Annotated in this window: 18 protein-coding genes and 6 tRNA genes; 12 read left to right on the top strand and 12 right to left on the bottom strand. The window is 68.0% G+C overall.

Features of this window, described 5'->3' with window-relative positions; genetic code table 11:
* Positions 1-294: 294 nt before the first annotated feature.
* The 10 genes from queF (at position 295) to CS062_RS18410 (ending at position 9,999) form a co-directional block, all read left to right on the top strand.
* Entirely contained in the window at positions 295-726 is a 432-nt protein-coding gene (gene queF / locus CS062_RS18455) for a preQ(1) synthase (RefSeq protein ID WP_091725219.1), read from the top strand.
* Positions 727-757: 31 nt separating this feature from the next.
* Complete coding sequence (locus tag CS062_RS18450) at positions 758-1,183, top strand: SET domain-containing protein (RefSeq protein ID WP_099863035.1); 426 nt, start codon at positions 758-760, stop codon at positions 1,181-1,183.
* 64 nt (positions 1,184-1,247) lie between these two features.
* The gene (gene dapC, locus CS062_RS18445) at positions 1,248-2,486 is read left to right on the top strand and encodes a succinyldiaminopimelate transaminase (protein ID WP_099863034.1); all 1,239 of its coding nucleotides are present in this window, start codon (positions 1,248-1,250) and stop codon (positions 2,484-2,486) included.
* A gap of 94 nt (positions 2,487-2,580) precedes the next feature.
* A complete protein-coding gene (dapD, locus tag CS062_RS18440) occupies positions 2,581-3,399 on the top strand; it encodes a 2,3,4,5-tetrahydropyridine-2,6-dicarboxylate N-succinyltransferase (RefSeq protein ID WP_099863033.1) in 819 nt (272 codons plus the stop codon).
* A gap of 126 nt (positions 3,400-3,525) precedes the next feature.
* Positions 3,526-4,692 (top strand): PilT/PilU family type 4a pilus ATPase, encoded by a 1,167-nt coding sequence (locus CS062_RS18435; RefSeq protein WP_099863032.1) that lies wholly within the window; start codon positions 3,526-3,528, stop codon positions 4,690-4,692.
* 21 nt (positions 4,693-4,713) lie between these two features.
* Positions 4,714-5,865, top strand: a complete 1,152-nt coding sequence (gene dapE, locus CS062_RS18430; protein ID WP_099863031.1) for a succinyl-diaminopimelate desuccinylase — start codon at positions 4,714-4,716, stop codon at positions 5,863-5,865.
* Positions 5,862-6,755: a 50S ribosomal protein L3 N(5)-glutamine methyltransferase gene (prmB, locus tag CS062_RS18425; RefSeq protein WP_099863030.1), complete on the top strand. Its 894-nt coding sequence runs from the start codon at positions 5,862-5,864 to the stop codon at positions 6,753-6,755. Before dapE ends, prmB begins: the two co-directional genes overlap by 4 nt.
* The gene (locus CS062_RS18420; RefSeq protein ID WP_099863029.1) at positions 6,752-8,779 is read left to right on the top strand and encodes an ATP-binding cassette domain-containing protein; all 2,028 of its coding nucleotides are present in this window, start codon (positions 6,752-6,754) and stop codon (positions 8,777-8,779) included. Before prmB ends, CS062_RS18420 begins: the two co-directional genes overlap by 4 nt.
* A gap of 246 nt (positions 8,780-9,025) precedes the next feature.
* A complete protein-coding gene (locus CS062_RS18415; RefSeq protein ID WP_233218136.1) occupies positions 9,026-9,517 on the top strand; it encodes a MarR family winged helix-turn-helix transcriptional regulator in 492 nt (163 codons plus the stop codon).
* Between the two features lie 47 nt (positions 9,518-9,564).
* Positions 9,565-9,999 (top strand): organic hydroperoxide resistance protein, encoded by a 435-nt coding sequence (locus CS062_RS18410; RefSeq protein WP_099863027.1) that lies wholly within the window; start codon positions 9,565-9,567, stop codon positions 9,997-9,999.
* A gap of 137 nt (positions 10,000-10,136) precedes the next feature.
* On the opposite strand, the gene CS062_RS18405 is transcribed toward CS062_RS18410, so the two are convergent.
* Positions 10,137-11,069 (bottom strand): asparaginase, encoded by a 933-nt coding sequence (locus tag CS062_RS18405; RefSeq protein WP_099863026.1) that lies wholly within the window; start codon positions 11,067-11,069, stop codon positions 10,137-10,139.
* 114 nt (positions 11,070-11,183) lie between these two features.
* Here CS062_RS18405 and lexA point away from each other — a divergent pair, with 114 nt between their 5' ends.
* Both lexA and CS062_RS18395 read left to right on the top strand, forming a co-directional pair.
* The gene (gene lexA, locus CS062_RS18400; protein WP_099863044.1) at positions 11,184-11,861 is read left to right on the top strand and encodes a transcriptional repressor LexA; all 678 of its coding nucleotides are present in this window, start codon (positions 11,184-11,186) and stop codon (positions 11,859-11,861) included.
* A gap of 17 nt (positions 11,862-11,878) precedes the next feature.
* Positions 11,879-12,199, top strand: coding sequence for a helix-hairpin-helix domain-containing protein (locus tag CS062_RS18395; protein ID WP_233218132.1), 321 nt, complete (start codon positions 11,879-11,881; stop codon positions 12,197-12,199).
* A gap of 127 nt (positions 12,200-12,326) precedes the next feature.
* Here the strand turns inward: CS062_RS18395 and CS062_RS18390 are convergent.
* From CS062_RS18390 to CS062_RS18340, 11 genes are all read right to left on the bottom strand, one after another.
* A tRNA-Asp gene (locus tag CS062_RS18390) sits at positions 12,327-12,403 on the bottom strand.
* Between the two features lie 102 nt (positions 12,404-12,505).
* Positions 12,506-12,581: transfer RNA gene (locus tag CS062_RS18385), tRNA-Glu, on the bottom strand.
* A gap of 59 nt (positions 12,582-12,640) precedes the next feature.
* Positions 12,641-12,716: transfer RNA gene (locus CS062_RS18380), tRNA-Ala, on the bottom strand.
* Between the two features lie 47 nt (positions 12,717-12,763).
* Positions 12,764-12,840, bottom strand: a tRNA-Asp gene (locus CS062_RS18375).
* 181 nt (positions 12,841-13,021) lie between these two features.
* Positions 13,022-13,097: transfer RNA gene (locus CS062_RS18370), tRNA-Glu, on the bottom strand.
* Positions 13,098-13,140: 43 nt separating this feature from the next.
* Positions 13,141-13,216, bottom strand: a tRNA-Ala gene (locus CS062_RS18365).
* Positions 13,217-13,361: 145 nt separating this feature from the next.
* Positions 13,362-14,753 carry a glutamate--tRNA ligase gene (gltX, locus tag CS062_RS18360; protein WP_099863024.1) on the bottom strand — a complete coding sequence of 464 codons (1,392 nt, stop codon included), beginning with the start codon at positions 14,751-14,753 and terminating at the stop codon, positions 13,362-13,364.
* Positions 14,750-15,994, bottom strand: coding sequence for an O-succinylhomoserine sulfhydrylase (locus tag CS062_RS18355; RefSeq protein WP_099863023.1), 1,245 nt, complete (start codon positions 15,992-15,994; stop codon positions 14,750-14,752). The genes gltX and CS062_RS18355 overlap by 4 nt, the downstream gene beginning before the upstream one ends.
* Positions 15,994-17,505 carry an amidophosphoribosyltransferase gene (purF, locus tag CS062_RS18350; RefSeq protein WP_099863022.1) on the bottom strand — a complete coding sequence of 504 codons (1,512 nt, stop codon included), beginning with the start codon at positions 17,503-17,505 and terminating at the stop codon, positions 15,994-15,996. Before purF ends, CS062_RS18355 begins: the two co-directional genes overlap by 1 nt.
* 60 nt (positions 17,506-17,565) lie before the next feature.
* Entirely contained in the window at positions 17,566-18,054 is a 489-nt protein-coding gene (locus CS062_RS18345; RefSeq protein ID WP_099863021.1) for a CvpA family protein, read from the bottom strand.
* Positions 18,055-18,137: 83 nt separating this feature from the next.
* Positions 18,138-18,728 (bottom strand): SPOR domain-containing protein (locus CS062_RS18340; protein ID WP_199174281.1); only part of this gene is annotated, 591 nt, incomplete at its 5' end.

Genomic DNA, 18,728 nt, shown 5'->3' with positions numbered 1-18,728 from the left:
CTTGACGGGGCGCTCGATTCGCGGCGGATGATACCATCGCGCCCTTCGCATTCCGGCCGTCTCCGCCCTCTGGAGCGGCGACCGCCCCACCCCCGATTCCCCATGGCCAAGAACACCTCCGCCAAGCCGGCCGCCCAGGCTGCCGCATCGTCCCCCACCGCCCAGGCGGCCAAGGCCCCGAAGGGCTCGGCGCTGACCTATGTCGCGCCGATCAAGGCGGACAAGACCGACAAGTCGGCGAAGGCGTCCAAAGCGTCCAAGGGCGACACCGCCGTCGCGCCCAAGATGCGCGAGATGCCGCCGAATCCGCCCAGCCGTCCGAGCAAGGAAATCCACGTCTTCCCCAACCCGGCGCCGGAGCGGGACTACGTCATCCAGTTCCAGATCCCCGAGTTCACCTGCCACTGCCCGCTGACCGGCCAGCCGGACTTCGCGCACTTCACGATCGACATGATCGCGGACCAGTACTGCGTCGAGCTCAAGAGCCTGAAGATGTACTTCTGGAGCTACCGCGACGAAGGCGCGTTCCATGAGAAGGTGACCAACACCATCCTCGAGGACATCGTGAAGGTCACCAACCCGCGCTTCATCCGCATCACCGCCAAGTGGTACGTGCGCGGCGGCATCTACACCAATGTCGTGGCCGAGCACCGCAAGAAGGGCTGGAAGCCGCTGCCGGCGGTCGACCTGCCGGCGCACGGCTTCGAGACCGGCCTGCTGCGCTGAGCCACGGCTCCCGAGGAGCGGATCCCGCCGGATGGCCCTCGCCTACGACAGCGCCACCCAGTTCGTCGCGGTCGCGCTCAGGCGCAGCCGCATCGACGGCTACGGCGTGTTCGCGGCCGAGGACATCCCGGCCGGCACGCGGCTGGGCCTGCTGACCGGCGAGTCGATCACCGTGGCCGAAGCGAGGCGCCGCGCGCAGGAAAGCCGCCGGCTGATGCTGGTGGAGCTGTCGCCGGCCCGCGCGATCGACGCGAGCCGCTCCCAGGATGCGATGCGCTTCACCAATCACAGCTGCCGCCCCAACGCCCGCATCCAGGTGGAGGATGGCGAGGTCAGCTTCTTCGCGACCCAGGACCTGCGCCCCGGCGACGAGATCACCGTCGACTACGGCATGACGCACCACGAGGGCCGCCTGCCCTGCCGCTGCGGCGCGCCGGGCTGCCGAGGCTCGCTCTGAGCGTCAACCCAATGTTGTCCAGCCAAGTACGGCCGCCGCGAGGCACCCGCCTATGATTCCGCGCATGAGCACGCCCCCCGCCTCGCCCCCGGTCAATCCCCGGTTGGCGCTCCTGAACCCCTACCCGTTCGAGCGCCTGCGCGCCCTGACCCAGGGCATCGTCCCCAACCCCGACCTGCGCCCGATCTCGCTGGGCATCGGCGAGCCCAAGCATCCCGCGCCCAAGCTGGTCGAGGACGCGCTGATGGCCAACCTGAAGGGCTTGTCGAGCTACCCGGCCACTGCCGGCGAGCCCCGGCTGCGCGAGGCGATCGCGGGCTGGCTGCAGCGCCGCTACGCGCTGACCCTGGACCCGGCCACCCAGGTCCTGCCGGTGAACGGCTCGCGCGAGGCGCTCTTCGCGCTGGCGCAGGTAGTGATCGATCCGGGCCGCCCGGGCGCGACCGTCGTCTGCCCCAATCCGTTCTATCAGATCTATGAAGGCGCCGCGCTGCTGGCCGGCGCCACGCCCGCCTTCGCGAACTCGGACCCGGCCCGCAACTTCGCCGCCGACTGGTCGCAGATCGACGCGGCGACCTGGTCCCGCACCCAGCTGCTCTATGTCTGCTCGCCAGGCAATCCCACCGGCGCGGTGATGCCGCTGTCGGAGTGGCAGACGCTGTTCGAGCTCAGCGACCGGCATGGCTTCGTGATCGCCTCGGACGAGTGCTACTCCGAGATCTACTTCCGCGACGGGCCCGACGCCGCGCCGCTGTCGGGCCTGCAGGCCGCGGTGCAGCTGGGCCGGCCGGACTTCCGCAACCTGATCGCCTTCACCAGCCTGTCCAAGCGCTCCAACGTGCCGGGCATGCGCTCGGGCTTCGTCGCCGGCGACGCAGCCTGGATCAAGCGCTTCCTGCTCTACCGCACCTACCACGGCTCGGCGATGAGTCCGCTGATCCAAGCGGCCAGCATCGCCGCCTGGAACGACGAGGACCATGTGGTGGCCAACCGGGCGCAGTACCGCGCCAAGTTCGCCGCGGTCACGCCGCTGCTGGCCGAGGTGCTGGACGTGGCCCTGCCGGACGCGGGTTTCTACCTGTGGGCCGGCGTGCCAGACGGTAACGATATTGGCTTCGCCCAGGGCCTGCTCGCTCAATACAATGTCGGCGTTCTGCCCGGCAGCCTGCTGGCCCGCGACGCCCACGGCCTCAACCCCGGCGCCGGCCGCATCCGCCTGGCCCTGGTGGCCGAACAGGCCGAATGCCTGGAAGCCGCCCACCGCATCGTCTCCTACGTGAAGCAATCCAAGACGCCGGCCTGATCCGGTCCCGCCGATCCGACCCTCCGATCCGCCTGATCCGCCCGCCTCGATCCGCTTCACCCGCTCCCACCCCTTTCCCCGAACGATCCGCACCATGACGCAAGACCTGCAATCCATCATCGACCTGGCCTGGGAAGGCCGCTCCAACCTGACCTCGGCCAACAGCCCGGAAGTCCGCGCCGCCGTGGACGAGGTGCTGGCGCGCCTGGACGCCGGCACGCTGCGCGTGGCCGAGCGCAAGGCCGTCGGCGAGTGGACCGTCCACCAGTGGATCAAGAAGGCCGTGCTGCTGTCCTTCCGCCTGAACGACAACCGCCAGATGGGCGCCGGCGACATGACCTTCTTCGACAAGGTGCCGACCAAGTTCGGCGGCCTGAGCGACGAGCAACTGCGCGCCACCGGCGTGCGCGTCGTGCCGCCGGCCGTCGCCCGCCGCGGCAGCTTCATGGCGAAGAACGTCGTGCTGATGCCGTCCTACGTGAACATCGGCGCCTACGTCGACGAGGGCACGATGGTCGACACCTGGGCCACCGTCGGCTCCTGCGCGCAGATCGGCAAGAACGTCCACCTGTCGGGCGGCGTCGGCATCGGCGGCGTGCTCGAGCCGCTGCAGGCCAACCCGACCATCATCGAGGACAACTGCTTCATCGGCGCCCGCTCGGAGATCGTCGAAGGCGTGATCGTCGAGGAGAACTCGGTGATCTCGATGGGCGTCTACATCGGCCAGAGCACCCCGATCTACGACCGCGAGACCGACACCGTGTCCTACGGCCGCGTGCCGGCCGGCTCGGTGGTCATCAGCGGCAGCCTGCCCAAGAACGACAAGTACAGCCTGTACGCCGCGATCATCGTCAAGAAGGTCGACGCCGGCACCCGCGCCAAGACCAGCATCAACGAGCTGCTGCGCGCCTGAGATCGGACCCCACCCCCTACCGGCTTCGCCGGCCCCCTCAAGAGGGGGCGAGCCTGTGAACCTGGCAAAGCCAGTCCTCAGGGCTCCGCTGGGTAAAACCAACTATCCGCTTTGGAAGGGACGGAGATGAGCACGGGAAACATGGAGCGCATCCTGCGCCTGATGGCCGAGAAGGGCGCGTCCGACACCTACCTGTCGGCCAACATGCCGGTGCTGATCCGGATCAACGGGCAGATGCTCCAGCTGTCGGATCAGCTGCTGACGCCGGCGCAGCCGCGCGCGCTGATCTCCGAGGTCATCGATCCGCAGCACCTGGCCGAACTGGACGCCAACGGCGAGCTGAACCTGGCGGTCTCCATCCCGAAGGTCGGCAGCTTCCGGCTGTCGGGCTTCCGCCAGCGCGGCTCGATCGCGGCGGTGTTCCGCCACATCCCGCATGTGATCCCGACGCTGGACAGCCTGGGCCTGCCGCCCATCCTGGGCAAGCTGATCACCGAGAAGCGGGGCCTGATCCTGATGGTCGGCGCGACCGGCACCGGCAAGAGCACCACGCTCGCGTCGATGCTGGAGCACCGCAACCAGACGATGACCGGCCACATCCTCACCATCGAGGATCCGCTGGAATACCTGTTCACCAACAAGCGATCGCTGGTCAACCAGCGCGAGGTCGGCCGCGACACCGCCTCGCTGCAGATCGCGCTGAAGAACGCGCTGCGCCAGGCGCCGGACTGCATCCTGATCGGCGAGATCCGCGATCGCGAGACCATGACCGCGGCGATCTCCTACGCGTTGTCCGGCCACCTGGTGGTGGCCACGCTGCACGGCAACAACAGCTACCACGCGCTCAACCGGATCATGTCGTTCTACACGCCGGAGTCCCGTCCGGCGATGCTGAACGACCTGGGCGCCGGCCTGAAGGCGGTGATCTCGCAGCGCCTGGTGCGCGCCGCCGCCGGCGGCCGCGTGCCGGTCACCGAGATCCTGCTCAACACCAAGCTGATCGCCGAGCTGATCGAGCAAGGCGACTTCGCCGGCGTCAAGGAGGCGATGGAGAAGTCGATCGCCGAGGGCTCGCAGAGCTTCGAGGAGCACTTCGCCCGCCTCATCACCGACGGCACGATCACCCGCGAGGAAGGCCTGGCCTTCGCCGACTCGCCGACCAACCTGCTCTGGCGTCTGCAGAACGACGGCCCCGGCGTCAAGCCCGGCGGCCCGGGCGCGCCGAAGAAGGAAGAGCCGGCCGAGGACACCGCCAACTTCACCTCGATCACGCTGGACGTGCAGCCGGGTTGACCTCGGCGCTCCCCTGAGCCCATGGACGACGACACCCTTGCGCTGCTCGAGCAGCTGATCGCCCGCGCGTCGGTGACGCCGCAGGACGCCGGCTGCCTCGAGCTGATCGGCGCGCGACTGGCCGCGGCCGGCTTCGCGCTCGAACGGATGGACAGCGGCCCGGACGACTTCCGCGTCAGCAACCTGTGGGCGGTGCGCCGTGGCGCCCAGGCCGATGCGCCGGTGCTGGTCTTCGCCGGTCACACCGATGTCGTGCCCACCGGCGACCTGGCCCGGTGGACCAGCGATCCCTTCGTGCCCACGGTGCGGGACGGCCGCCTGTACGGGCGCGGCGCGGCGGACATGAAGACCTCGCTGGCGGCGATGGTCGTGGCGGCCGAGGCCTTCGTCGCGGCGCATCCGGCCCACCGGGGCAGCGTCGCCTTCCTGCTGACCAGCGACGAGGAAGGCCCGGCGCGCGACGGCACCGTCGTCTGCGTCGAACGGCTGCGCGCGCGCGGCGAGCGGCTGGACTACTGCATCGTCGGCGAGCCGACCTCGGTCGAGCGTCTGGGCGACACGGTCAAGAACGGCCGCCGCGGCTCGCTGTCGGGCAAGCTGCGGGTGATCGGCATCCAGGGCCACGTCGCCTATCCGCAGCTGGCGCGCAATCCGGTGCACCAGGCCGCGCCGGCGCTGGCCGAACTGGCGGTGACCGAGTGGGACGGCGGCAATGCCTACTTCCCGCCGACGACCTTCCAGATCTCCAACATCGCCGCCGGCACCGGCGTGGGCAATGTGATCCCTGGCGAGCTGGCGGTGGACTTCAACTTCCGCTTCTCGACCGAATCGACGCCCGAGACGCTGCGCCAGCGCGTGCATGCGCTGCTCGAGCGCCATGGCCTGGACTACACGCTGGACTGGTCGCTCTCGGGCGAGCCCTTCCTGACGCCGGTGGGCGCGCTGTCGGCGGCGATCGGCGCCGCCATCGAGGCCGAGACCGGTGTGAAGACCGAGCTCTCGACGACCGGCGGCACCTCGGATGGGCGATTCATCGCCAAGCTCTGCCCGCAGGTGGTGGAATTCGGACCGCTCAATGCGAGCATCCACAAAATCGACGAATACGTGCCGCTGGACCAGATCGCGCCGCTGACGCGCATCTACCGCCGCACCCTGGAGAATCTGCTGCTGTGACGCTGTTGGAATTGATCGAGGCCCAGGCCGCCCGCCTCACCGAGGCGGGCGTTTCGTTTGGGCATGGCACCACGAACGCCTTCGACGAGGCCGCCTGGCTGTGCCTGTGGGCGCTGGACCTGCCACTGGACGCCCTCGACGCGCATGCGGACGAGGCGGTCGACGACGCCGGGCGCGAGAAGGTCGAGGCCCTGGTGGAGCAACGCATCGCCAGCCGCAAGCCGGCCGCGTACCTGACGCGCGAGGCCTGGCTGCAGGGCGTGCCCTTCTACGTCGATGAGCGCGCCATCGTGCCGCGCAGCTTCATCGCGGAGCTGCTCGCCGACGCGACCATCGATGCCTGGCTGTCGGACCAGACCTCGCGCGTGCTGGACCTGTGCACCGGCAACGGCAGTCTGGCGGTGCTGGCGGCGATGGCCTGGCCGGACGTGACGGTCGACGCGATCGACCTGAGCGCCGACGCGCTCGCGGTCGCGGCGATCAACGTCGAGCGCCACCAGCTCGGCGATCGGGTGCGACTGCTGCAGGGCGACGGTCTGGAGCCGGCGCAGGGCGCATATGACCTGATCTTGTGCAACCCGCCCTACGTCAACAGCGCCTCAATGGCCGCGCTGCCCGACGAATACCGCGCCGAGCCCGAGCTCGCGCTGGCCGGCGGCGCCGATGGCATGGACTTCATCCGCCGCCTGCTGGCCGACGCGCCGGCGCGGATGAGCGCTCATGCGGTGCTGGTCCTCGAGATCGGCAACGAGCGCGCGTTCTTCGAGGCTGCCTTCCCGCAGCTCGAAGCGGCCTGGCTCGAGACCTCGGCCGGCGAGGACCAGGTATTGCTGGTGACGCGCGAGGCGCTGGTGGCCGCCGGTTTCGGCGCCGAGGGAGCGTCCGCATGATCACCTTGCGCAACGTGGTGCTGCGGCGCGGCACCAAGGTCGTCCTGGACGATGCGAGCGTCGTGCTGCAGCCCGGCGAGAAGGTCGGCCTGGTCGGCCGCAACGGCGCGGGCAAGTCCAGCCTCTTCGCGCTGCTGACCGATCGGCTGCACAGCGACAAGGGCGATGTCGAGATCCCGCGTCACTGGGCGCTGGCCGAGGTGGCGCAGCACATGCCCGAGACCGACATGCCGGCCACCGAGTTCGTGCTCGAGGGCGACATCCGGCTGATGGCCGCGCGGCAGGCATTGGCCGACGCGGAGGCGGCCGACGACGGCCATGCCATCGCCGATGCCTATGCGCAGCTGATGGACGCCGGCAGCCTGGACGCCCCGGCCCGCGCGCAGGCGCTGCTGATGGGCCTGGGCTTCAAGGGCACGCAGGTCGACGCGCCGGTGAACAGCTTCTCCGGCGGCTGGCGCATGCGGCTGCAGCTGGCGCGCGCGCTGATGTGCCCGTCCGACCTGATGCTGCTGGACGAGCCGACCAACCACCTGGACCTGGACGCGCTGGTCTGGCTGGAAGCCTGGCTGCAGCGCTATGAAGGCACGCTGATCGTCATCAGCCACGACCGGGAGTTCCTGGACGCGATCACCAAGGTCACGCTGCATCTGGACGATGCCAAGCTGCATCGCTATGGCGGCAACTACACCGCCTTCGAGTCGATGCGCGCCGAGCGCATGCTCCAGCAGCAGCAGGCCTTCGACAAGCAGCAGGAGCGCATGGCGCACCTGCAGAAATTCATCGACCGCTTCAAGGCCAAGGCCAGCAAGGCCAAGCAGGCGCAGAGCCGGGTGAAGGCGCTGGAGCGCATGGAGAAGCTGGCGCCGGTGCTGACCGCCTCGGACTTCAGCTTCGAGTTCCGCGAGCCGCTGAACCTGCCCAATCCGATGCTGATGTTCGACACCGTGTCGGTGGGCTACGACACGAGCGAGGGCGAGAAGGTCATCGTGCGCGGCATCGACCGCTCGGTGCTCGCGGGCCAGCGCTTCGGCATCCTGGGCGCCAACGGCCAGGGCAAGTCGACCTTCGTGAAGACGGTGGCGCGCATGCAGCGCGCGCTGGGCGGCACCATCACCGAGGGCAAGGGCCTGTCGATCGGCTACTTCGCGCAGCAGGAGATGGACGTGCTGCGGCCCGACGAGGGACCGCTGATGCACATGATCCGGCTGGCCAAGGAAGTCAGCCCGGGCGCGCGCGAGCAGGAGCTGCGCGACTTCCTGGGCCAGTTCCGCTTCGTCGGGGACATGGTGAACCAGGAGGTCGGCAGCCTGTCCGGCGGCGAGAAGGCGCGGCTGGTGCTGGCGATGCTGGTCTGGCAGCGCCCCAACCTGCTGCTGCTGGACGAGCCCACGAACCATCTGGACCTGCAGACCCGCGAGGCGCTGTCGATGGCGCTCAACGAGTTCGAGGGCACCGTCATGCTGGTCAGCCACGACCGCGCGCTGCTGCGCGAGGTCTGCGACGAGTTCTGGCTGGTGGCCGATGGCAAGCTGGCGCCCTTCGACGGCGACCTGGACGACTACCAGCGCTGGCTGCTGGAGCAGTCCAAGGAAGCGGCCAAGCTGGCGAAGGAAGAAGCCAAGCAGGCGCTGCGGGCAGCGCGTTCGGGGTCCGGTTCGGCTTCGGCTTCGAGCGCGGCCGCGACCCCCGCGCCGGCAGCGACGCCCGTGGCGGTGATGCCGACGCCGGCCCCGGCGCCGGTCAAGCGCGAGGAACGCAAGCTCACCGGCCAGCAACGTCAGAAGCTCAATGAGCAGACGCGTCCACTGCGCAAGGAGATGGAGCAGATCGACGCGCGCATGAAGGCCTGGACCGAGGAGCGCGCCGCGCTCGAGGCGCAGTTGTCCGCCGCCGGCCAATCGCCCGCGCAGATCGCCGAGGCCGGCAAGCGGCTCAAGGCGATCGGCGACGAGGTGGAGGAAGCCGAGATGCGCTGGCTCGAGCTCAGCGAGCAGGTCGACGCGATCATGTCGACGGGCTGACGCCGCGCTGAAGCCCCTCGCCCGCTCTGCGGGCGAGGGCCATCGATCGAGGCCCTGCGTTCCAAGCCGCGTCCCCTGTTCCCGCGCTGGCGGTCAACGCCTGACACACCGATAGTTCGCCTCAACCGGCATGAAAGACCATTTCAATTGTGCGCAATTGAATTGCTCGCTACAGTTCATCCCATGCCGAAGACGACCACCTCCCCGCAAGACGCCAGCACCGCCGCTGCCGTCCGCGCCCAGCCGATGCCCGCGGGCACCGACTGGCTGCAGCTGGACGTGCAGCTGTGCTTCGCGCTGTATTCGACGTCCCTGGCGATGACCAAGCTCTACAAGCCGTTGCTGGCGCCGCTGGGCCTGACCTATCCGCAGTACCTCGCGATGCTGGTGCTGTGGGAGCAGGACGGCCTGAGCGTCTCGGACCTGGGACAACGGCTGAGCCTGGACTCGGGCACGCTCACGCCGCTGCTCAAGCGGCTGGAGACCGGCGGCCTGATCGAGCGCCGCCGCGCGCTGGCTGACGAACGCCGCGTCGAAATCCACCTGACGGCCGCCGGCCGCGCGCTGCGCGAGCAGGCGGTCGGCATTCCCGAACAACTGGCCTGCGCCAGCGCCTGCAGCCCCACCGAGCTGCAGACGCTCACGACGCGCCTGCATGAATTGCGCAGCAACGTGCTCACGCACCTGGCGCGCGATCCGGCCACCGCCGACAACGACCTCGTCGGCCCCGGCCGCTGACGTTCCGCTTTCACCCACCCTCACCTGTCACCACCAAGGAGCCCCACATGGCCATCGAAAAAGCCCTCTACACCGCCACCGCCACCGCCACCGGCGGCCGTCAAGGCACCGCGCAATCGTCCGACGACCGCCTGAAGGTCCAGCTGTCCACGCCCAAGGCACTGGGCGGCGACGACGGCGCCGGCACCAACCCCGAGCAACTGTTCGCCGCGGGCTACTCCGCCTGCTTCATCGGCGCGATGAAGGCGGTGTCGGCGCGCAACAAGGTCGCCCTGCCGGCCGAGGTCTCGATCACCAGCGAGGTCGGCATCGGCCCGCACGCCAACAAGCCGGGCGCCTTCGGCATCGCCGTGTCGATGAAGATCTCGGTGCCGGGCATGGACCGCGCGCAGCTGGAAAAGCTGGTGGCCGACGCCCACGAGGTCTGCCCATACTCGAACGCCACCCGCGGCAATGTCGACGTCACGCTGACGATCGTCTGAGGACGCGGCGACGCGCCGTCGCCGTCGGTTCATGCCAAGAGAAAGCGCCGGTCATGCCGGCTCTTTTTCATTCACGGTTCCGTCGACGCATCGCGCGGCGCGACTCGCCAAGCATGTCCCGTCGCGACTGGCCTCGCTCAGCGCTGCAACAAGCTGAGCATCAGCTCGACGCGCGCCGCCCAGGGCGACAGCGCCGCGGCTGGCTCGTCCTTGGCGCCGACGATGCGGCCCTGCGCGCAGCGCGTCGTGCGCCACACCGGCACGCCAGCCTGCTTGAGCGCCCGCACCGGCGCCTCGAGCGCCCGGTTCACCGTGCCGTTGCCCGTGCAGGCCAGCACCAGCCCCTGAAGACCGGCCGCCCGCCATGCCTCGAGCGACCGCGCATCGGCGCCCGCATGGCTGCCGAGCACCTCCACCCAGGGCCACTGGGTCGCATCCTCCGGCAACAGCGTCGCGCCGAGCGCTTCGCCCGCCGGCCAATCGCGGAAGCGCCGCACGGCGCCCTCCTCCACCACGGCCAGCGGCCCGGCGTCGGGCCCCGCCTCGAAGGCGTCGAGCCGGTAGCTGTGCGACTTGCGCAGTTCGAGCCCGGACCAGACCTGGCCCGCCACGACGACGATGACGCCTCGCACGCCTTCGCTCTCGGCGACCGCCACGGCATCCAGCAGGTTCTGCGGACCGTCGGCCTGGATCGCCGTCGCCGGACGCATCGCGGCGGTCAGCACGACCGGCTTCTCCGGCGCCAGCACCCGCTGCAGCAGGTAGGCGGTTTCCTCGAGCGTGTCGGTGCCGTGGGTGATCACCACGCCGCGGACCTCGGGCCGGTCCAGGTGCTCGCGCACGCGCCGCGCCAGGCGCGCCCAGGTGGCGTGGTCCATGTCCTTGCTGTCCAGCTGCGCGAGCTGCTCGGCTTCCAGCGACCGCGCCGCCAGCGCCGGCACCGCCCCCACCAGCGACTCGACCGACAGTGAACCCGCCTTGTAGCCGACGTTGTCGGTGGCGCTACCAGAGGCGCCGGCGATCGTCCCGCCGGTGCCGATGATCACGAGGGTCTGGGGCGCGCTTTGCAATTTGTCGTCTCCTGTATAAAAATCCAGATGCTGGATGGATTCTCAGGCGGCTTTCGAACCCTCGAAGCCGCTTCGCATGCCAACCAGTCCTCCATGGAATAAAGGCCTGTGCTCGTGGATACACCACCCAAACTCACCGCCCGCCAACAACAGATCTTCGATCTGGTCCGCGACAGCATCGAGAGCACCGGCTCGCCCCCCACGCGCGCCGAGATCGCGCAGCAACTCGGCTTCAAGTCCGCGAACGCCGCCGAGGAACACCTGCAAGCGCTCGCCCGCAAGGGCGTCATCGAACTGGTGGGGGGCACCGCGCGCGGCATCCGCCTGCCGTCGACCGCGCTGCGCCAGGTCAACCGCGCCCGGGAGCACAGCCAGTTCGCCCTGCCGCTGGCCAGCCTGGCGCAACTGACGCTGCCGCTGGTCGGCCGGGTCGCGGCCGGCGCGCCCATCCTCGCCGAGGAACATGTGGAGCAGCACTATAGCGTCGACCCCTCGATGTTCTCGAAGGCGCCGGACTTCCTGCTGCGCGTGAAAGGCATGAGCATGAAGGACATCGGCATCATGGACGGCGACCTGCTGGCCGTGAAGAAGATCAGCGAAGCGCGCAATGGTCAGGTCGTCGTGGCGCGTCTCGGTGACGAGGTCACGGTGAAGCGCTTCCAACGTCATCCGGACGGCATCCGCCTCCTGCCGGAGAACCCTGATTTCGAGCCGATCGAGGTTGCACCGGATGAACAGTTCGCGATCGAAGGCTTGGCGGTGGGCCTGATCCGCGCCGGCGGCTTCCACTGAGACAGACGGTCGTCGCCGTGTCCGAAGTCCGCTCAAGCGCGCGCAAAACGCACACGAAGGCGGCGTCGGCGCTGGAATGCACGGAGCTGCGGCAAATCCCCAACATCGGACCGGCGATGGTCCGGGATTTCGAAGCGATGGGGATTCGCCATCCTACGGACCTCATTGGCGCCGATGCTTTCGCGCTGTATCAGCGCATCTGCCAAATCACTGGTCGGCGCCACGATCCTTGCGTCCTCGACACCTATATGGCTGCAGTGGATTTCATGAACGGTGCGCCGCCGCGAGATTGGTGGAGTTATACGGCGCAGCGAAAGCGGGAGTATCCCGATATCTGATCGGGACGGCACTTTCACCCGGTCCAAGCGCCAGGTAATGGATTTGCCGCATTGCGCTCGTCCACGGTATTCGATAGACGCGCAAAAGAAAAACCCCGCCGGCTTTCGCAGGCGGGGTTTCAAATGTTGGCGGAGTGGACGGGGCTCGAACCCGCGACCCCCGGCGTGACAGGCCGGTATTCTAACCAACTGAACTACCACTCCAGATACGACGCTGTTGAGCGCGTCGATACCGTTCGCGAACAAGTTTCGCTGCAAGCAAACGGATTCTTATGAAACCGCGATGCAGCCAAGCCTTGTCAAACTTGGCGTCCCCTAGGGGATTCGAACCCCTGTAATCACCGTGAAAGGGTGGTGTCCTAGGCCTCTAGACGAAGGGGACTGAACCTTCTTGCTGCGACTCGGTCAATGCGTACCGGCAACCCAGGCTCCCAAGGAACCTGGTGGAGGTAAGCGGGATCGAACCGCTGACCTCTTGCATGCCATGCAAGCGCTCTCCCAGCTGAGCTATACCCCCGAATGCTGACGCATCGAATCGGTACGCTGCCCGAGTCTCAACAGTGTTGGCGGAGTGGACGGGGCTCGAACCCGCGACCCCCGGCGTGACAGGCCGGTATTCTAACCAACTGAACTACCACTCCAGATACTTGGAATCTCTCGATTCGTCGCATCAAACTGGTCTCGCTTCGATTCAATCAATGACTTGATCGCTTCTCCGCGTCGATTTCGTTACTATACCTGATTTTTACAACGATCAAATCGAATTCCGAAGAATCTTCGATTTTCACACTGAATCTCGGTCAGTAACCAAGCTCGAAAACTTGGCGTCCCCTAGGGGATTCGAACCCCTGTAATCACCGTGAAAGGGTGGTGTCCTAGGCCTCTAGACGAAGGGGACTAAACCTTCATTCCTTGAACCGCGCGCCACGCAAACCGAGGTTTGGTGGAGGTAAGCGGGATCGAACCGCTGACCTCTTGCATGCCATGCAAGCGCTCTCCCAGCTGAGCTATACCCCCTTTGGGGATTCGAATCTGCTTCGTTTCGACTTTCTTGAATCTCATCGGGGAGCTCGCGCTCCCCGTTTTGATCCGCTGTCCGTCGCATCGAAGTTCGTTTCGAACGTCGCGCTGTTCAAGCGAGAACGAGAGTATAGAACGAGTTTTAAACGGAACGCAAGCGGTTCAACAAAATTTCTTTGTCGAAGAGTTCCAGGACCGCGTCGACCGACGGCGTTTGCGCGCGACCGCAGGCCAGCACGCGCACCGGGATGGCCAGTTGCGGCATCTTCAGGCCGTGCGCCGCGATCGTTTCCTTGATGGCGGCGCTGATCGAGGCCTTGTCCCAGGTCGCCAGGCCCTCGAGCTTGTCGGCGAACGTGAGCACCGCCGGCTTGACCGCGTCGGTCAGGTGCTGGGCGCGGTCGGCGTCGCTGGGCGTCACCGGCGACACGTACATCGCCAGCCAGTCCGCCAGCGCCACCGTCGTGCTGCAGCGGTCCTTGAACAGACCGCACATCGCCTCCAGGCGCTGCGGCGCGCTCAGGCCGCGCTTGGCCAGTTGCGCCGTCACCAGCGTCGCGAGCCGTGCATCGTCCGCCTGCTTGATGTAATGGGCGTTGACCCACTCCAGCTTGGCCGGATCCCACTGGGCCGGACTCTTGGAGATGTGGCTGCCGTCGAACCACGACACCATCTGCTCGATCGAGAACAGCTCGTCGTCCCCGTGGCTCCAGCCCAGGCGCGCCAGGTAGTTCAGCATCGCCTCGGGCAGGTAGCCGTTGTCCTCGTAGGCGGTCACGCTGACCGCGCCGCGGCGCTTGGACAGCTTCTGACCGTCATCGCCTAGGATCACCGGGATGTGGCCGAAGGCGGGCAGCTTCGCGCCCAGGGCCTTGAAGATGTTGATCTGCCAGGGCGTGTTGTTGATGTGCTCGTCGCCACGGAAGACATGGGTGATGGCCATGTCCCAGTCGTCGATCACGACGGCGAAGTTGTAGGTCGGCACACCGTCGGGCCGCAGGATGATGAGGTCATCGATCTCGCGGTTGTTGATGGTGATCGGGCCCTTGACCACGTCGTCCCAGGTCACGTCGCCGTCGATGGGATTCTTGAAGCGGACCACCGGCGTCACGCCCTCGGGAATCGCCGGCAGCGTCTTGCCCGGCTCCGGACGCCAGGTGCCGTCGTAGCGACGCTTCTCGCCACGCGCTTCCTGACCGGCCTTCATCGCATCCAGCTCTTCCGGCGTGCAATAGCAGCGGTAGGCGGTGCCGGCCGCGATCATCTGCTCGACGACGGCGTGATAGCGCTCCAGGCGCTGCATCTGGTAGATCGGGCCCTCGTCGTACTCGAGCCCCAGCCACTTCATCGAGGCCAGGATCTGCTCGACCGAGTCCTGCGTCGAGCGGGCGACGTCGGTGTCCTCGATGCGCAGCACGAATTGGCCACCATGGTGACGCGCGTAGGCCCAGGAGAACAGCGCCGTGCGGGCCGTGCCCAGATGCAGGAAGCCCGTCGGCGAGGGCGCGATGCGGGTGCGGATGGGAGAGGTCATAGCGAGTTCAAACCACGGGCCAGGTCGGCCTTGATGTCTTCGATGTCTTCGAGGCCGACCGCGACGCGGATCAGTCCCTGCGTGATGCCGGCCGCCTGGCGCTGCGGCTCGGTGAGCCGGCCGTGCGAGGTGCTGGCCGGATGGGTGATGGTGGTCTTGGTATCGCCCAGGTTGGCGGTGATCGAGCAGATGCGCGTCTGGTCGATCACGTGGAAGGCGGCGGATCGACCGCCGTCCTCGGCCGCGCGGGCGCCCCCCTTGACGATGAAGGACACCACCGCCCCGCCCTGCCCGCCTTGCTGGCGCATCGCGAGCTCGTGCTGCGGGTGCGACTTCAGGCCCGGGTAATAGACGCGCTCGACGCCGGGATGGGCCTCCAGCCATTCGGCCAGCCGCGCGGCGCTGGCGGTCTGCGCCTTCATGCGCACCGACAGCGTCTCCATGCCCTTGAGCACGACCCACGCATTGAACGGAGACAGCGACATGCCGACCGAGCGCATCACCGGCGTGAACACCTCGTCGATGAACTTCGCCGGGCCGCAGATCGCGCCGGCGATCACGCGGCCCTGGCCGTCGAGGTACTTGGTGCCGGAGTGGATGATGAAGTCCGCGCCCATCTTCGCCGGCTGCTGCAGCGCGGGCGATGCGAAGCAGTTGTCGACCGCGAGCAGTGCGCCGTGGCCATGCGCGATCTCCGCCAGCGCGGCGACGTCGCAGACCTCGGTCAGCGGGTTGGTCGGGGTCTCGGCGAACAGCAGCTTGGTGTTGGGCTGCAGCGCGTTCTTCCACTCCGCCAGGTCGGTCTGCGACACGAAGGTCGTCTGGACGCCGAACTTGCCGAACTCGCCCTGCAGCAGCTTGATCGTCGAGCCGAACACCGAGCGCGAGCAGACGACGTGATCGCCGGCCTTGAGCAGGCCCATGACGAGCAGCATGATCGCCGACATGCCGGACGAGGTCGCGATGCAGGCCTCGGTGCCCTCGAGCGCCGCGAGCCGGCGCTCCATCATCATCACCGTCGGATTGGAGAAGCGGCTGTAGACGAAGGCCTCCTCCTCGTTGGCGAAGCGGCGCGCGGCGGTGGCCGCGTCCGGATGAACGAAGGAACTGGTCAGGTACAGCGCCTCGGAGTTCTCGCCCCACGGCGACGGCGGCAGGCCCTCGCGGACCGCCAGGGTGTCCAGGCGGGCGTCGGCCGGCAGGTCCACGCGCGGAATGCCGCCTTGCTTGTCCTTGGCCATCACTGGTCTCCGCCGCTCTGCAGCGCGAGGCGGCTGCGCGCCGGCAGGTCCTCCTCCTCGGGCTGCGACTTGCGCTGCGCCTGCAGCGTCGCGAAGTCCTCGGCCGACACGTCGCCGGTGATGTACTGGCCGTCGAAGCAGGAGGCCTCGAAACCGTTCAGCCCCGGACGCAACTGGGCGACCACCCGCTTCATCGCGTCGACGTCCTGGTAGATCAGCGCGTCGGCGCCGATGAACTGGCGGATCTCCTCGATCGAGCGACCATGGGCGATCAATTCCTCCTTCGTCGGCATGTCGATGCCGTAGACGTTGGGGAAGCGCACCGGCGGCGCGGCCGAGGCCAGGTAGACCTTCTTGGCGCCGGCCTCGCGGGCCATCTGGACGATCTCCTTGGACGTCGTGCCGCGCACGATGGAGTCATCGACCAGCAGCACATTGCGGCCCTTGAACTCGAGGCCGATCGCGTTCAGCTTCTGGCGCACCGATTTCTTGCGCGTCGACTGGCCCGGCATGATGAAGGTCCGGCCGACATAGCGGTTCTTGACGAAGCCCTCGCGGTACGGCTTGCCGATGCGGTGCGCCAACTGCATCGCCGACGGGCGGCTCGACTCGGGAATCGGGATGACGACATCGATCTCGCTGGGCGGCATCGTCGAGATCAGACGCTGCGCCAGCGTCTCGCCCATGTTCAGCCGGGCCTGGTAGACCGAGATGCCGTCCATCACCGAGTCCGGGCGCGCCAGGTAGACGAACTCGAACATGCAGGGATTCAGCGTCGGGTTCTCGGCGCACTGCTGCGTGTGGATTTTGCCGCTGGTGTCGATGAACAGCGCCTCGCCCGGCGCGAGGTCACGCGTCAGCGTGTGGCCGGTGCCCTCCAGCGCGACGCTCTCGCTGGCCACCATCACCTCGCCGTCGGCCGACTGTCCGAAGCACAGCGGGCGGATGCCGTAGGGATCACGGAAGGCCAGCAGGCCATGGCCGGCGATCAGCGCGATCACGCCGTACGAGCCCTTGATGCGCTTGTGCACCGTGCCCACGGCCTTGAAGATCTGCGCCGGCGTCAGCGGCAGGTCGCGGCCGGCCATCTCCAGCTCATGGGCCAGCACGTTGATCAGCACCTCGGTGTCGCTCTCGGTGTTGATGTGGCGGCGATCGACCTCGAACAGCTCGTCCTTCAGCGCATGCGCGTTGGTCAGGTTGCCGTTGTGGACCAGCACGATGCCGTAAGGCGCGTTGACGTAGAAGGGCTGGGCTTCTTCCTCGGAGTAGGCATTGCCGGCCGTCGGATAGCGGACCTGGCCCAGGCCGACGTTGCCGGGCAGCGCGCGCATGTTGCGGGTGCGGAAGACGTCGCGCACCATGCCGCGCGCCTTGTGCATGAAGCACTTGTGGCCCTGCATCGTGACGATGCCGGCCGCGTCCTGACCGCGGTGCTGCAGCAGCAGCAGCGCGTCATAGATCAGCTGGTTGACCGGCGCCTTGGAAATCACACCGACGATGCCGCACATGGGAGGTCCTTCAATGCTCTGGAAACGGGAGGAAAGCGAAGACCCGGGCGCTTGTGACGCTCAGGCCGGAATGTAGTCGTGCAGCGCCGCCGGCAACAGCGGCCGCAACTGCGTCAGCGCGACCTGCAGCCAGGGCGCGATCTGCGATTCGGTCCAGGGCTCCGAGCGCACGGCCGGCGTCATGCCGACGATGACGGTGGCCAGCAGCGCCAGCAGCACCGCCCGCAGCACGCCGAAGGCCGCGCCGCCGAGCCGGTCGATCAGTCCCAGCGGGGTCGCGTGGATCAGCGCCCGGACCAGCTTCGCGCCCAGGCCCCACACCAGCAGGACGAGGATGAAGCCCAGCACGAGTCCCAGCGCATGGATCAGCGCCGGGCCGACCTTCTCCGGCGGGATGAAGCGCTCGATGAACGGGGCGACGAAGGGCGACGCCAGATAGGCCACCCCCCAACCGGCGATCGTCATCAACTCGAACACCAGGCCGCGCCAGGCCCCCAGCAGCACCGAGATCGCGAACAGGCTCAGCAGCGCGATGTCGACCCAGTTCATCGCGGCACTCCGCGGCGGGCGGCTGGCGATCGTGGCGCGAGGTGTTCATGGCCGGGCATCGTCCTGGTCTCCGTGCCGGCCCGTCAGAGCGTCAGCACGGCCGAGGAGAGGCCACCGCCGCGAACCTTCGCTGCGACCTTGTCCGCCTCGTCCCGCGAATTGAACGGCCCGACCCGCACGCGGATGCGCTTGCCGTCGGCGGTCTCGACCGCCTGGGTGTAGGTCTTCAAGCCCAGCCGCTCGACCTTGGCGCGCACATCCTGCGCGGCCTTGCCGTCGGCGTAGGCACCGACCTGGACGATGAAGCGGGCACCGCCAGCGGCGGCATCGGGCTTGCGGTCCGACGCGGCCCGGCCTTCCAGCAGGGCCTGTGCGCGGGCGGCGTCGGCCGACCGGCCATCAGGCTTGAACTCGGGCTTCGCTTCGGGCTTCGATTCGGGCTTGCGCTCCGGCTTGGCCTCGGGTTTCGGCTCGGGCTTGCGCTCCGGCTTGTGCTCGGGCTTGGCGTCGGATCTGGACTCCGGCTTGGGCTCGACGCGCGCCGGACGCGCCGGTTCGGCCACCGTGGCGCGCTCTTCGGGCTGCGTCGCCATGCGCGTCGGCGGCATCGCCTGCGCGACCTGCTGCTCCGGCGTCGGCGCGGTCTGCGGCGGCGGCACCGCACGGTCGGCGGC

This window comes from Roseateles chitinivorans (assembly GCF_002761755.1).
Lineage (GTDB): Bacteria > Pseudomonadota > Gammaproteobacteria > Burkholderiales > Burkholderiaceae_C > Roseateles > Roseateles chitinivorans.
The sequence above is the reverse complement of the archived record's forward strand: the minus strand, read 5'-3'. Positions and strand labels throughout refer to the sequence as shown.